The sequence below is a fragment of the uncultured Alistipes sp. genome, assembly GCF_902388705.1.
Classification (GTDB): Bacteria; Bacteroidota; Bacteroidia; order Bacteroidales; family Rikenellaceae; genus Alistipes.
In genome coordinates, this window is record NZ_CABMQJ010000017.1 from 1 (window position 1) to 13,607 (window position 13,607).

The following is a 13,607-nucleotide window of genomic DNA, read 5'->3' on the forward strand; positions in this document are numbered from 1 at the left end:
GCTTACCGAGGAGCGCGGATATGCGGGCGGCGCGGCGATCGACGGCCCGGTGAAACTGGTTTGCGGCGAGGGGCTCTATACGGTCGGCGACTGGTGCCGCAACGATGCGCTGCGCACCTATTCGGGTGCGGCCTGGTACACTGCCGACGTCGATTTGGATGCGGCTCCCGCGGGCCGCGTGACGCTCGATTTGGGCGAGGTCGTTTCGACGGCGAAGGTGCTGGTCAACGGCCGCGAAGCCGGGCTGCGGCTCACGCCGCCCTGGCGCTTCGATGTGACGGGGCTGCTGCACGCGGGAAACAACCGGATCGAAATACGGGTGTGCAACACGACAGCCAACATCTTCCTCGCTTCGCCCACGGTTTACCGCGGCGATACGAAAGCGGGTATCCTCGGGCCTGTACGGCTGGAGATCGGGGAGTGACCTGCCCGGAAAGGTTTAGCGTATTCCGGGAACAGAAACCGGACGGCATCGCATGCCGTCCGGTTTTTTGTCGGGAACTGCGGGCCGCCCGCATCGTCGCGGCACAGTCGGGGGCGGGTAATTGCGGAATGCCGGCCGGATATATGCCGGAAAATTGTACTGCGGGGTGTTCGGGCCGCTGCCGGGCGGCAGGTGCGTTGCCGGAAAAGCTGCCGGATTATCCCCGCGGCCACTCGCCGACCTCCATGTCGCGCATTTCGGTGCCGTCGATTACGAGCCGTACGGCCGTGCGCACCTTGTGGAGCCCGTATTGCCCGGCGGCGCCGGGATTGACGTGCAGCAGGTCGTAGACGGGATCGTAGACGACCTTCAGGATATGCGAATGTCCGGCGATGAAGAGCTTGGGGTGCAGCTCTTGTATCTTCGCCACGGCGCGCGGGTCGTAACGGCGGGGATAGCCGCCGATATGGGTCATCAGCACCCGTACGCCCTCGCAGTCGAACGAGAGGAAAGCAGGGTAGAGGCGGCGCGTGAGGCCGCCGTCGATATTGCCCGAAACGGCCCGCAGGGGTTTGAAGGCGGCGATGCGGTCGGCCAGTTCGAGCGAGCCGATGTCGCCCGCGTGCCAGATTTCGTCCACCTCTTTGAAAAAGTCGCGGAGCGTGTCGTCGAATGTGCCGTGCGTATCCGACAGGATGCCGATGCGTTTCATGTTATTTCAGTCGTTTGTTTGCCTGTGTTCAGGATATGGGGAATGCCGTACAGCGGCGCGAAAGAGTACCCGCGGGCAGGCGGCGTATATGCCGGCAGCGGATACGGCCTGCCGGAGGGCGAAGGCGAAACGGGCCATGCCGGGTTCACTTATATTTGTCTTTCCACAACTCCCGCATGCGTTCGGCGATTTTCGCTTCGGTGGCGTTTCCCGTGTTGGGCTCGTAGAATTTCGTGCCTGCGAGGCTTTCGGGCAGGAACTCCTGCTCGGCGAAATTGCCGGCGAAATCGTGGGCGTATTTGTAACCCTTGCCGTAGCCCGCCTTGTCCATCAGTTTGGTCGGGGCGTTGCGCAGGTGCAGCGGCACCGGGCGGTTGGTGGTGTCGTGCTCGACCAGCGACAGGGCCTTGTTGATGGCCATGTAGGCCGAGTTGCTCTTGGGGCTCGTGGCGAGGTAGATGGTGGTTTCGGCCAGCGTGATGCGTGCCTCGGGCATGCCGATTTTGTGCACCGTGTCGAAGCAGGCGTTGGCCAGCAGCAGGGCGTTGGGGTTCGCCAGCCCGATGTCTTCCGAGGCGAGGATTACCAGCCGCCGCGCGAGGAAGCGCGGCTCCTCGCCCCCGGCCAGCATGCGGGCGAGGTAGTAAATCGCGGCGTTGGGGTCGCTGCCCCGCACCGATTTGATGAAGGCCGAGATGACGTCGTAATGCTGTTCGCCGTTCTTGTCGTAGAGGGCGATGTTCTGCTGCAGGCAGTCGGTGACATACCGGTCGGTAATCGTCAGTCTGCCCTCGGTCGCACCGGCAAGGATGTCGAGGATGTTGAGCAGCTTGCGGGCGTCGCCGCCCGAGAATTTGAACAGCGCTCCGGTTTCCTTTACCTCGACCTGGCGCGCCTTGAGCTCCGTGTCGGTGGTCAGCGCACGGTCGAGCAGCGTTTGCAGGTCTTTGTCCTCCAGAGATTTGAGGATGTAAACCTGGCAGCGGCTCAACAGCGGGGAAATCACCTCGAACGAGGGATTCTCGGTCGTGGCGCCTATGAGCGTCACGATACCCTGCTCCACGGCGCCCAGCAGCGAATCCTGCTGCGACTTGTTGAAACGGTGGATTTCGTCGATGAACAGGAACGGCGGCCGGGCGTCGAAGAAACGCTGCTTTTTGGCCGACTCGATTACGTCGCGCACGTCCTTGACGCCCGAGGTGACGGCCGAGAGGGTGAAGAACGGCCGGTCGAGCTGCGTGGCGACGATTTTCGCCAGCGTGGTTTTGCCCACGCCCGGCGGGCCCCAGAGGATGAACGACGGTACGTTGCCCGTTTCGAAGAACTTGCGGAACACCCCGTTTTTACCCACGAGGTGCTCCTGCCCGATGTATTCGTCTATCGTGCGGGGGCGCAGTCGTTCGGCAAGGGGTGCTGACATATCCGGTTCGGTTTAATCAGATAAATGGTTGCAAAAGCTCCTTGATTTTTTCAACTGTTTTTACAAGGACCGCTGTTTTTAATGTTTTGAACCATTCAGGCTTATGAATAGGATTGTTGGGCTTTCGCTCTCCCTCCAATAATGTCATAATATTTAAGTCGACATTGAAATAGGACATCAAAACATGGGTTGAATAGCTGCCGTAAATTACCTCTTTATTTATTTGTGAATAATCGCCTGTCAGTTGGCTTTCGAGCTGCAACAAAGCACATTGCATTTGAGGATAAACGGTTTTCAGCAATGAAAAATCCACTAAAATCCTTTTCAACATGGCATTCTCGGTATAGGCCTTGCACTCAATTCCCAATACAAATTCATCTCTGATAAAGACATGTACGTCGACTTGCGCTTTATATATAAAACTCTCGTAATTCTCATCTATGTGTCGCCGTACTTCCGGTGATTTTATTTTTTTCAGATAACCTTCTTTCAGAGCAATAGGGACTTTATGCGAAGAGAGCGATAATAATTTTTTATCTCCTCCTAATTCGTCCCAAGCAATCTTTACCAACGCCTTGCACAACTTCTCTACCAAAGCTCCTTTTTTGGCTCTGACAATTCCTCCATATGCACGATCGATATCTTTTTTGGCGATTTGTTCAATGCCTCTGATCTGTGCATTGGCTTCTATCGCCAAATCATCCAATAAACGAATATTAGCTTCTTTCATTGAGCAAGTATTAAAAAAGGGAATTTGAGGTTCTTTTTTTTGCAGTTTCGCAATATTTTTCGGAGATATCGATACCTAGATACCTGCGATTTAGTTTTTTTGCAACGCTTGTCGTCGTTCCAGCCCCGTTAAAAGGGTCGAGGATGATGTCGTTCTCGAAAGAAAACAATTGTAATGCCCGCTGTACCAATTCTTCAGGAAACATCGCGGGATGATCAAATTCTTTCATTTTTCTTTCAGGGGCAATCGACCACTTACCGACAACCCATTTTTTAAAATTATCGGCGCTAATGTCGGCATTTGCCGAGTTTCCAACTTTTTTTAAATCTCCTTTGCAAAAAATCTCCAAAAATTCCCACGTGTATTTTAAATAGGGATTCGACGGACTTTTCCAACTGCCCCAAGCCGTGTATTTACAATTGTAATTATTCTTTTCCCATAGGATTTCGCCCTTCCAGATCATTTTCTTTTCAATAAAGAAATTGCTGATCAAATGATGGGTCGGAATGTAGTCGGAGAATAGGGGCTGTACGTTAATTACTGCGCGGCCACCGTATTTAAGTACCCTTATACACTCCGAAAATATTGCGAATAATATATCAAAATATACTTTCCAATGATTGTCGTCATCTGTAGACGTATAATCGAGTCCGAAATTATAAGGAGGAGAAGTAACAACCAAATCAATACAATTATCTGGTAAGCGGGATAAAATTTCCAGACTATCTCCGCAGATTATTTTGTTTTCGTAGGCTGCAGGAATCTCTACATTCGTTTTTGAAAAATCGTTACCTTTCGTATAATAAAACTGCTGCCTTTTTTCCTCTTTTTTCTTGCGGTTTTGTACTTTCCTTTCGTCGTTATAAGTGGCGTAAATCCTTTTTCCTCCCTTGATTCCATAACTTTTAATCGAAGCTATGGAATACAATATGTCATGTATGACTTTTTTTGAAGCGGCATTCAGAATGTTGTCGCTTAAAATTTTCTTTGCTGTATTTTCAAATAACGTGTAATCTAAAACAGCGAGATGAATTTTTGCTTGTTTTTTTGCAAAAACAAATGAAAAGTCTTTGCTGAAAAAGGAATCGAATAAATTCCGGATTTTATCTTTTTCAACTAAAATATCATTTTCAATTATAACAGGTATTACGATCTTTTTTGTCATACGATTCTATTGTCTGGCTCTTTGCATATTTGAGGCTATGCCGGACATTAAATGATTATTATTGCTTCTCTTCCGGTTTGCGAAGCTCCAAGAAGAGTTCGTCCAGCTGCGAACGGTCGATATAACTCGGGGCGTCGAGCATCATGTCGCGGCCGGCGTTGTTTTTCGGGAAGGCGATGTAGTCGCGGATGGAGTCCGAGCCGCCGAAGAGCGAGCAGAGGCGGTCGAAGCCGAATGCGAGGCCCCCGTGGGGAGGTGCGCCGTATTTGAATGCGTTCATCAGGAAGCCGAAACGCTTTTCTGCCTCTTCGGCCGTGAAGCCCAGCACCTCGAACATCTTGGCCTGCAGCTTCGAGTCGTGGATACGGATCGAGCCACCGCCGATTTCCGTGCCGTTGCAGACGAAGTCGTAGGCATTGGCGCGCACGCGGCCGGGGTCGCTGTCGATATACTGTACGTCCTCCAGCTTGGGCGAGGTGAACGGGTGGTGCATGGCGTAGTAGCGCTGCGTTTCGTCGTCCCACTCGAAGAGCGGGAAGTCCACGATCCACAGCGGTGCGAATTTCTGCGGATCGCGCAGCCCCAGTTGCTGGGCCACTTCGAGGCGCAGGGCGCACAATTGGGTCAGCGTCTTGAACTTCTTGCCGCAGAGGATGAAGACCATGTCGCCGGCTTTGGCGCCGCAGCGTTCGGCCATCGCGCGGACCTCTTCGGGCGAATAGAACTTGTCGACCGAAGATTTGACGCCCTCCTGCTCGACGCGTATCCAAATCAGCCCCTTGGCGCCGATTTGCTGGCGCTTGACGAACTCGGTGAGTGCGTCGATTTGCTTGCGCGTGTAGGCGGCGCAGCCCGCGGCGGCGAATCCGGTGACGTATTCGGCGGCGTCGAATACGCTGAACCCGTGGCCTTTGGCAAGGTCGGTGATGTCGGCGAACTCCATGCCGAACCTAAGGTCGGGTTTGTCCGAACCGTATTTCTCCATCGCTTCGATCCACGGCATGCGGCGCAGCGGCTCGCAAAGCTCGATGCCCATCACTTCGCGGAACATGTGCTTGGCCCAGCGTTCGAAAATCGCCAGTACGTCCTCCTGCTCGACGAACGACATCTCGCAGTCGATTTGCGTGAATTCGGGCTGGCGGTCAGCGCGCAGGTCTTCGTCGCGGAAGCAGCGCACGATCTGGAAATATTTGTCATAGCCGGCGACCATCAGCAGCTGCTTGAGGGTCTGCGGCGACTGGGGCAGGGCGTAGAACTGGTTGGGGTTCATGCGGCTGGGCACGACGAAGTCGCGCGCGCCTTCGGGCGTGGAGTTGACCAGGTAGGGCGTTTCGATTTCGAGGAATCCCTCGCTGTCGAGGAACCGGCGGATTTCCTGCGCCATCTTGTGCCGCAGAATCATGTTGCGCTGCAGCGGCGGGCGGCGCAAATCGAGGTAGCGGTATTTCATGCGCAGGTCGTCGCCGCCGTCCGACACCTCTTCGATGGTGAACGGGGGAACCTCGGCCTCGTGCAGCACGACTACCTTTTCGGCGGCGACTTCGATGTCGCCCGTAGCCATTTTAGGGTTTTTCGACGACCGTTCGACGACTTTGCCGGTGACCTGTACGACCCATTCGCGGCCCAGCCTGCCGGCCGTTTCGCGGGCTTCGGCCGGGGAGTGCTCCTCGACGACGATCTGCGTGATGCCGTAGCGGTCCCTCAAGTCGATGAAAGTCATGGCGCCGAGGTTCCTCACTTTCTGCACCCATCCGGCCAGGGTGACGGTTTCGTTGACGTTGCCGGCTCTCAAACAGCCGCACGTATGGGTTCTGTACATATGAAAATCAGTTTTTGTTTCGTTTTGTTCTTGTAACCCGCAAAGTTAAATAAAAGATACGAAATAAGGAACTGCGTCCGGGATTTTATTTGGCGCCGCAGGTGCCGGGCCGTTTTTGCGGGGAGGGCCGGGGCGGAAAATTGCGGGTTGTAAAAGTTTTTCCCTATTTTTGCGGAAAATCCCCGCTATGGAAGAACAACGTAAGACCGATGAAAAATTCATGCGGCTCGCACTAAACGAGGCCCGCAAAGCGTTACAGGAACAGGAGGTGCCCATCGGCGCCGTCGTCGTGGCCGACGGCGCGGTCGTGGGACGGGGACACAACCTCGTCGAAACACTTTCGGATCCCACGGCCCACGCCGAGATGCAGGCCCTGACGGCCGCGGCTTCGACGCTCGGGGGCAAATACCTGCAAGGATGCACGTTGTACGTCACGGTGGAGCCGTGTATCATGTGCGCCGGGGCCATCGGCTGGGCGCAGGTGGGCCGCGTGGTATGGGGCGCCGACGATCCGAAGAGGGGATACAGGCGTTATTCGGAAACGGTTTTCCATCCCAAAACGACGGCCGCAGGCGGGGTTCTCGCCGCGGAATGCGAAACGTTGATGACTTCGTTTTTCGCGGGTTTACGCGATTAGGCCGCATTTATTTTTGAAAAAAAAGAAAAAAAATATACTTTTGCATCCAACGCGCCCGGAAAGGGGGCGCAGAGAACTGAAAAATTTAAAAACGAATCTTAAAATCGAATAGGGAATGAAAAAATTATTTGTATCGGTAATCGCGCTGATGGCAGCAATGTCGCTTTCGGCGCAGGATTTAACGGCAATTTATAACGAAGCTGCGGCTGCGTTCGGCGCCAAGAATTTCCAGGCTGCCGCCGAGGGCTTCGAGAAAGTCATCGACCAGGGTATGGACGACGAGGGTGCGGCTTCGCTGGTGGCCACCGCCAAGTCGACGCTTCCGAAAGCCTATTTCATGCTGGGCGGCGGTGCATTGAAATCCAAGAATTACGACGAGGCGCTGAAGAACTTCAGCAAATCGGCGGAGCTGGCCGAACTCTACGGCGACATGACGCAGATGGCCAAGGCGAACGGTTGGGTTGCCAAAATCTACCAGATACAGGGCGGCGACGCTTTCAACAACAAAGATTACGTGACCGCTTCGGAGATTTTCGCCAAAGGCTACGCCGCCGACCCCGACAATACGGCCATGGCGCTCAACCTCGGTATGAGCTACTGCGAAATGTTCATGAACACGGGCGATATGGCGCAGTATGAGAAGGGCATGGACGTTTACGAGGCCGTTGCCGCCAAGACGCATCCCAAATATGCGGATGACGCCGCCAAGGCCAAGGAGATGATTACGCTCTACACCAACAACATGGTTGCCAAACTGCAGGCTGCCAACGATTTCGACGGCATCATCGCTGCTGCCGACGCCATGCTGGCCAAGAACCCCGAAAGTGCGCTGGCACAGAACGTGCGCCTGCAGGCTTATGCCAACAAGAAAGATTTCAACAAGGTGATCGAACTGGGCGAGGCAGCCGCAGCGGCGCAGACCGACCCGGCCGACAAGAGCCTGATGTACTACCAGATCGGCGTGGCTTACAATGCCAAGGAGATGAAGCCGCAGGCTATCGCCGCGTTCAAGAAAGTGACCGACGGCCCCGCAGTCGAAGGTGCCAAGACGGCGATTGCCGAACTTTCCAAGTAACAGCGTAGACCGCGATATACGAAGCGGGTTCCCTTTTCCGGGGAGCCCGCTTTTTTTTGTTTGCGGTGAGGATTCGGGCCGTAGCTGGACAGGGCCGGGCCGGTTGCGGCGCCGCTGGTTTTGCGGTGTTTCCCGCCTGCCTGCGCGCGTTTTTTCGGCCGTTGTACGGGGCGCCTTTCTGCCGCCTGGGGGCGCCGCCTGCTGCTTCGGGGAGCCGGTCTGCTGTCCGGGATGTTTGTCTGCCCTTGTCCGGAATCTCTTTTGCTGTCGTCCGGGATGTTTTTCGTGTCGTTTTCGGGAGCGTTTGCCTGTCATTACCGGGGGGCGCGTTGCTTTCGGGAGTGTTCGCCTGTCATTGCCGGGGCGTTTTTATGCTGTCGTCCGGTGCTTTTGCCTGTTCCCGTCCGACATGCCTTTCTGCCGCACTCCGGTGCGGCGATTCTCCTCCGGCTTTTTCTGATTGCCCCTCGCCCGTGCATGCCCGGTCCGCCTCTTCTCGCAGGTCGCTGTTTTGTCCCCTTTTCCGTCCGCCCTTTTGGTACGAAATATGCGTGCCGCCTGGATAATCAACAGCTTTATTATGGAACGTAAAACGTATGTCCGGCCGGAAACCGAGGTGCTCGAAGTGTATGTCGGGCGCGGCTTTGCGGCTTCTTTGGAGGGTGAGGTCGAGGGTTTCGACCGGGAGGAGTGGAATGAATAGGTTTACCTGGGCGGTGATGGTCTACTGCGGGCTGCTGTGCGCCTGCTCCGACGATCCGACGCAAGGCGTCATGCCGCCGAAGACCGTAACGCGCAGCGTGCGCATCGAGGCTTCCGCGCCCTCGACGCGAACCGAACTGGCCCCCGACGGCTACAACGTGCTCTGGTCGCCGGGCGACCGTATCGGCGTTTATGTCCGGAGCGGCGACACCTTTACGACGGTCAACGCCCCGCTGGCTTTCGCGGGGACGGAAGCGGCTGCGGGAGGCGTCTTCAGCGGCGACATCACGCTGGCGGAAGGGGCGTCCGACTACACGCTCTACGCCTATTATCCCTATTCGGAGCAGGCGTCCGCGGATGCGACCGGCGTGGACTTTACGCTGGCGTCGCAGCAGGTGCAGGCGGCAGCGGGCGACTCGTCGCACCTGGGCGACAACGATTTCCTGGTCGCAGGGGCCGTGACGGGTACGACGGGCGAATTCGGCGCCCTGCTTTTCAGACACGCCTTCGCCGTCATCGAAGCCGATTTGACGGGGTCGGGGGAGATGGCCGGGAAAAGCATCGCTTCGGTAATGCTTTTCAATACGGACGCTGCCTCGGTCGCCTCGAACGGCGCCCTGACCGATATGGCCAACATGACCGGCGGGTTCTCGTTCGATTTGACGGCGCCGACGGGCAACAATACGGCGACCTATACCTATCCCTCCGTGCAGCTCAACCTGTGCGGGCTGGCCTTTACGGAGCCGCCCGTACTCGGGACGTCGCCCGTGAAAGCCTATTTCACGGTGAATCCCGCCGATTATTCGCGCGGCAGCGGCCGGGTTTATATCGTGGTGACCACGACCGACGGTTATACGGCGACCTATTCGCGGCCGGGGCTGGTCATCGGCTCCGGGCAGATGAAAGTCATCACGCAGGACGTCGCCACGGGAACCGCACGCCAACCCGTCATCGACCTGACGGCAGACGGTAAGACGGCCAACTGCTACATCGCCACGCTTTCCTCGCAGGCCTATTCGTTCGATGCGACGGTCGCCGGCAACGGCGTCATCACCGACGGCCTGCGGCAGGCCGTGCAGAAATTCGAGGGGCGTGCGCTCTCGGCCTCGCTTTCCGGCGCCGAGGCCCGCCTGCTGTGGCAGAGCAACCCCTACCTGATCGAGCCGGGAAGCATCTCCTGTGCCGGCGGCCGAATCGGATTCTCCCTCTCCGGGCGTCCCACGTCGCTCGGGGGCAACGCCGTGATCGGCCTCTTCGCCGATGCCGCAGCGACGGAGGCGCTCTGGAGCTGGCATATCTGGATTACCGACAAGACCGGCGACGAACTGCTCGCACAGGCGGAAACGTATGCGATGTACCCGGCCTACGAGCAGGTGTACGGGGCCGGGACGGCCGTGATGATGGACCGCAACCTCGGGGCCATCTACAAGGAGGACGGCGCCTATGCCCGGTCGTTCCGGGCACCTCTCTACCAGTGGGGACGCAAAGACCCGTTCCCGTGGGGACTGGTGGTGTTCGACGCGCAGAACGTGCCGCATAATTACATCAGCGGATGGCAGCCCGAGCAGACGACGGGAGCGCCCGGCCAGTATGCCGGCTATGTCGGCAACACGTGGTATGCCACGGCACATCCCGACATCTTTATCGCCACCGTGCCCGGAACCTCCTACGACTGGTATTACGGCGGGGGCAAGGGCAACGGGCCGGATTACCGCAACAACGAACTCTGGGGCAATCCGACGGGGTACACCGTTGGGCAGACGACCGTCAAGACGCTGTTCGACCCCTGCCCGCCGGGGTGGAAGATACCGCATCCCTATGTTTTCAGCGCGTTTACCAAAACGGGCAATACCGCGACGGTGGCCAGCGGTGACGTGAACGCCACGGGCTCTTTCGTCCAGGGGTGGAATTTCGTCTACGACGGTACGAATACGACCTACTATCCCGGCGTGGGTTACCGTTACGACGAATTCGGCACCTTCTCGTTTACCCCGTCGGGGTATTACTGGTCGAGCGCGCCGGCGCCCTCGGACACGTTCGGGGCGTGGGTGTTCGGCCTTACGGGCACCAATATCTACCAGCGCTATTCCGACCCGCGGGGATTCGGACTGCCCGTGCGGTGTATGAAAGAGTGATTTACTCCGGGGCCTTGTCTTGCGACGGATACTGCTCCGGGGCGATGTTGCCCCGGATACGTGCGAGGCCGCTGCGGATAAGGGGCGTGCAGCCCATGCGGGCTTCGAACTGCGCCTCGTCCATCGCCAGCCATTCGGCGGCGTCCATCGCCAGCGGATCGAACACGGGGTCGAAAGCCGGGTTGGCGTGCATCGGCGCTTTGTGGTTGTGGGGGCAGCAGCTCTGGCAGCGGTCGCAGCCGAATATCCAGCCGTCGAGGCCGAGTTCTCCGGGGGGCTCTTTTTCGATTGTGTGGCACGAAATGCAGCGCCCCGTGTCGATGACTTTCGGGGCGACGATGGCCCCCGTGGGGCAGCTTTCGATGCAGTTGCGGCAGCGCCCGCAGCGCGAGCCCTCGAACGGCGCGTCGTAGGCGTCGGCCTCTTCGGTGAGCAGCAGCTCGCCCAGCAGGACGTAGGTGCCGTAACGGGGCGTCACGAGTAGCGACTGGCGGCCTATCCATCCCAGCCCGGCCTCCACGGCGAGTTGTTTCTCGAGCAGCGGGGCCGTGTCGACGAAAGCCCGGCCCCCGAGTCGGGGACAGGCGGCCTGCAGCGCTTCGAGCATGGAGCCCAGCATCCTTTTTATCGTCGCGTGGTAATCGGCCGCACAGGCGTAGGAGGCCACTTTCGTGCGGTGCCCCGGGGGATAGCCCTCGCCGATGCGGCTCTTGTAACCGACGGCGCAGACCACGGCCGTGCGAGCCCCCTCGACCAGCCTGCGGGGATCGGCGCGCTTGTCGACGTTGCGCTCCATATACCCCAGCGACGACTGGTATCCCTTGTCGAGCCATGCCCGCAGCCACGCTTCGTTGCATGCCAGGTGGCGGCAGGGCGCAAGGCCGCACAGGTCGAATCCCGCATCGGCGGCAAGTTTTTTGATGTGCAGATGGTCGAGCATCGTATTATTTTGGTTCAAAAATAGTGATTTTTAGCCGGAAATTAGTAATTTCGCCCCAAACTTTCGCGTTATTGGGACGTAGTTAAAACGAGAACGAATTATGACCATCAATACACTTTACGAACTGGCCCGCAACAGCGTGGAGAAGTTCGCGTCGAAAGTCGCCTTTTCGATGTTCGAAGGTGACGACGTGACTTATGCCGAGGTGGGCCGTCGTATGGAAAAAGTACAGGAAATCCTCACCGGGGCCGGGCTCCGCGCCGGGGACAAAGTCGCCTTGTTGAGCAGCAACATGCCCAACTGGGGCGTGTGTTATTTCGCCGTCACGTCGGCCGGCATGGTCGCCGTGCCTATTCTGCCCGATTTCTCGGGCGAGGAGCTCGACATGATCATCGAGCATTCGGAAGCCAAGGCCCTGCTCGTTTCCGACAAACTCTTCACCAAACTTTCGAAACAGACCATCGAACGGCTCAACGTGGTGGTGCGCACCAAAAACCTCGGCGTCATCGCGCAGCGGGTGCGGGGCGAGGGTTCGACCGCCGTGCCGCAGCCCGGCGATTTGGCCGTGATTATCTATACGTCGGGCACGACGTCGAAACCCAAGGGGGTGATGCTGACCCATTCGGCGCTCTGCGCCCAGGTCGCCATTTCGTCGAGCATCTTTCCCGTGCAGCCCGACGACGTTTTCCTCTCGGTGCTGCCCCTGTCGCACACCTACGAATGTTCGATCGGCATGATTTATCCTTTCTCGATGGGCGCCAGGGTCGTTTACCTCGACCGTCCGCCCACGGCTTCGGCGCTGATGCCGGCGCTGCGTGCGGTACGGCCCTCGGTGATGCTCATCGTGCCGCTCATCATCGAGAAGATTTACCGCCACCAGGTGCTGGCCAAATTCAACTCCAACGGATTTTGGCGCACGCTCTATAAAGTCGGCTTCATGCGCCGCTATCTGCACCGCGTGGCGGGTAAGAAACTGCTCAAGCTGTTCGGCGGCCGCCTGCGTTTCCTGGGTATCGGCGGCGCCAAGCTCGACGGCGGGGCCGAGAAATTCCTGCTGGAGGCGAAAGTTCCCTATGCCATCGGTTACGGGCTGACGGAAACCGCGCCCCTGCTGGCCGGTGCCGCACCCTCGCAGGTGCGCCTCGGCTCGACCGGGCCGCAGGCGCCGGGTGTCGAACTGCGGCTGGAGAACATCAATCCCGACACCAAGCAGGGCGAAATCGTGGCCCTCACGCCGAGCGTCATGCTCGGGTATTTCAAGAATCCCGAGGCAACCCGTGAGGTATTCACGGCCGACGGCTGGTTCCGCACGGGCGATTTGGGCGAGTTCGACAAGAACGGCTGGCTTTATATCAAGGGGCGCCTGAAGAACATGATTGTGGGCCCCGGCGGCGAAAACATCTATCCCGAGGATATCGAAACCGTGCTCAACTCGCACGTCTACATCGCCGATTCGATTGTCACCGAGCAGGAGGGGCGACTCGTGGCCCTCGTACACTTCAACCGCGACGAAATCGAGTCGATGATCGACGACTGGCGCGAAGAGTGGGAGACCAAAAAGGAGGCCTGGGAGGCCAAGACCGAGCAGCTCAAAAAGGAGATTATGGATTTCGTGAACGCCAAGGTCAACCGTTTCTCGCGTATTTCAGAGGTCGTCGAGGAGAAAGACGATTTCGCCAAGACCCCGACGCACAAAATCAAACGGTTCCTATATAATAAAAAGAGCGGGCACGGCAAGCAGGAGCAGCAACCTGCGGGAAAGCCCGAAACGAAATAGCGAACGCCCCGGATCATCCGGGGCGTTTTTGTCGTGCTCCTCCCGGTGCGGGGCGAGTGGTTGTGCTCGGG

General features: G+C 57.8%; 12 protein-coding genes. 6 read left to right on the forward strand and 6 right to left on the reverse strand.

Features of this window, described 5'->3' with window-relative positions; all coding sequences use genetic code 11:
• The coding region (locus QZT71_RS06385; protein WP_367112541.1) for a glycosylhydrolase-like jelly roll fold domain-containing protein at positions 1 to 424 on the forward strand (424 nt) is incomplete at its 5' end.
• A 217-nt stretch (positions 425 to 641) separates the two neighbouring features.
• Here the strand turns inward: QZT71_RS06385 and QZT71_RS06390 are convergent.
• From QZT71_RS06390 to aspS, 5 genes are all read right to left on the reverse strand, one after another.
• Positions 642 to 1,136, reverse strand: coding sequence for a metallophosphoesterase family protein (locus tag QZT71_RS06390; RefSeq protein WP_295914032.1), 495 nt, complete (start codon positions 1,134 to 1,136; stop codon positions 642 to 644).
• A 145-nt stretch (positions 1,137 to 1,281) separates the two neighbouring features.
• A complete protein-coding gene (locus QZT71_RS06395) occupies positions 1,282 to 2,556 on the reverse strand; it encodes a replication-associated recombination protein A (RefSeq protein ID WP_295914036.1) in 1,275 nt (424 codons plus the stop codon).
• Between the two features lie 16 nt (positions 2,557 to 2,572).
• The gene (locus QZT71_RS06400) at positions 2,573 to 3,286 is read right to left on the reverse strand and encodes a hypothetical protein (RefSeq protein WP_295914038.1); all 714 of its coding nucleotides are present in this window, start codon (positions 3,284 to 3,286) and stop codon (positions 2,573 to 2,575) included.
• A 10-nt stretch (positions 3,287 to 3,296) separates the two neighbouring features.
• The gene (locus QZT71_RS06405; RefSeq protein WP_295914041.1) at positions 3,297 to 4,451 is read right to left on the reverse strand and encodes a site-specific DNA-methyltransferase; all 1,155 of its coding nucleotides are present in this window, start codon (positions 4,449 to 4,451) and stop codon (positions 3,297 to 3,299) included.
• Between the two features lie 58 nt (positions 4,452 to 4,509).
• A complete protein-coding gene (aspS, locus tag QZT71_RS06410; RefSeq protein WP_295914044.1) occupies positions 4,510 to 6,270 on the reverse strand; it encodes an aspartate--tRNA ligase in 1,761 nt (586 codons plus the stop codon).
• Between the two features lie 187 nt (positions 6,271 to 6,457).
• Here aspS and QZT71_RS06415 point away from each other — a divergent pair, with 187 nt between their 5' ends.
• The 4 genes from QZT71_RS06415 (at position 6,458) to QZT71_RS06430 (ending at position 10,819) form a co-directional block, all read left to right on the forward strand.
• Entirely contained in the window at positions 6,458 to 6,907 is a 450-nt protein-coding gene (locus QZT71_RS06415) for a nucleoside deaminase (protein ID WP_295914046.1), read from the forward strand.
• 115 nt (positions 6,908 to 7,022) lie between these two features.
• Entirely contained in the window at positions 7,023 to 7,982 is a 960-nt protein-coding gene (locus QZT71_RS06420; RefSeq protein ID WP_295914048.1) for a hypothetical protein, read from the forward strand.
• A 580-nt stretch (positions 7,983 to 8,562) separates the two neighbouring features.
• The gene (locus QZT71_RS06425; protein WP_295914051.1) at positions 8,563 to 8,685 is read left to right on the forward strand and encodes a hypothetical protein; all 123 of its coding nucleotides are present in this window, start codon (positions 8,563 to 8,565) and stop codon (positions 8,683 to 8,685) included.
• Entirely contained in the window at positions 8,678 to 10,819 is a 2,142-nt protein-coding gene (locus QZT71_RS06430; RefSeq protein ID WP_295914053.1) for a fimbrillin family protein, read from the forward strand. Before QZT71_RS06425 ends, QZT71_RS06430 begins: the two co-directional genes overlap by 8 nt.
• 1 nt (position 10,820) lies before the next feature.
• Here QZT71_RS06430 and queG read toward each other — a convergent pair whose 3' ends face one another.
• Complete coding sequence (gene queG / locus QZT71_RS06435; protein ID WP_295914094.1) at positions 10,821 to 11,759, reverse strand: tRNA epoxyqueuosine(34) reductase QueG; 939 nt, start codon at positions 11,757 to 11,759, stop codon at positions 10,821 to 10,823.
• 100 nt (positions 11,760 to 11,859) lie between these two features.
• Between queG and QZT71_RS06440 the strand changes: the two genes are divergently transcribed.
• Complete coding sequence (locus QZT71_RS06440; RefSeq protein WP_295914055.1) at positions 11,860 to 13,536, forward strand: AMP-binding protein; 1,677 nt, start codon at positions 11,860 to 11,862, stop codon at positions 13,534 to 13,536.
• Positions 13,537 to 13,607: the final 71 nt, after the last annotated feature.

Bases quoted from the DNA above. Each gene is read 5' to 3' on its own strand.
- QZT71_RS06390 (WP_295914032.1), bottom strand. From the start codon at position 1,136: ATGAAACGCATCGGCATCCTGTCGGATACGCACGGCACATTCGACGAC.
- QZT71_RS06420 (WP_295914048.1), top strand. From the start codon at position 7,023: ATGAAAAAATTATTTGTATCGGTAATCGCGCTGATGGCAGCAATGTCG.
- QZT71_RS06430 (WP_295914053.1), top strand. From the start codon at position 8,678: ATGAATAGGTTTACCTGGGCGGTGATGGTCTACTGCGGGCTGCTGTGC.
- QZT71_RS06405 (WP_295914041.1), bottom strand. From the start codon at position 4,451: ATGACAAAAAAGATCGTAATACCTGTTATAATTGAAAATGATATTTTA.
- queG (WP_295914094.1), bottom strand. From the start codon at position 11,759: ATGCTCGACCATCTGCACATCAAAAAACTTGCCGCCGATGCGGGATTC.
- QZT71_RS06395 (WP_295914036.1), bottom strand. From the start codon at position 2,556: ATGTCAGCACCCCTTGCCGAACGACTGCGCCCCCGCACGATAGACGAA.
- QZT71_RS06400 (WP_295914038.1), bottom strand. From the start codon at position 3,286: ATGAAAGAAGCTAATATTCGTTTATTGGATGATTTGGCGATAGAAGCC.
- QZT71_RS06440 (WP_295914055.1), top strand. From the start codon at position 11,860: ATGACCATCAATACACTTTACGAACTGGCCCGCAACAGCGTGGAGAAG.
- QZT71_RS06415 (WP_295914046.1), top strand. From the start codon at position 6,458: ATGGAAGAACAACGTAAGACCGATGAAAAATTCATGCGGCTCGCACTA.
- aspS (WP_295914044.1), bottom strand. From the start codon at position 6,270: ATGTACAGAACCCATACGTGCGGCTGTTTGAGAGCCGGCAACGTCAAC.
- QZT71_RS06425 (WP_295914051.1), top strand. From the start codon at position 8,563: ATGGAACGTAAAACGTATGTCCGGCCGGAAACCGAGGTGCTCGAAGTG.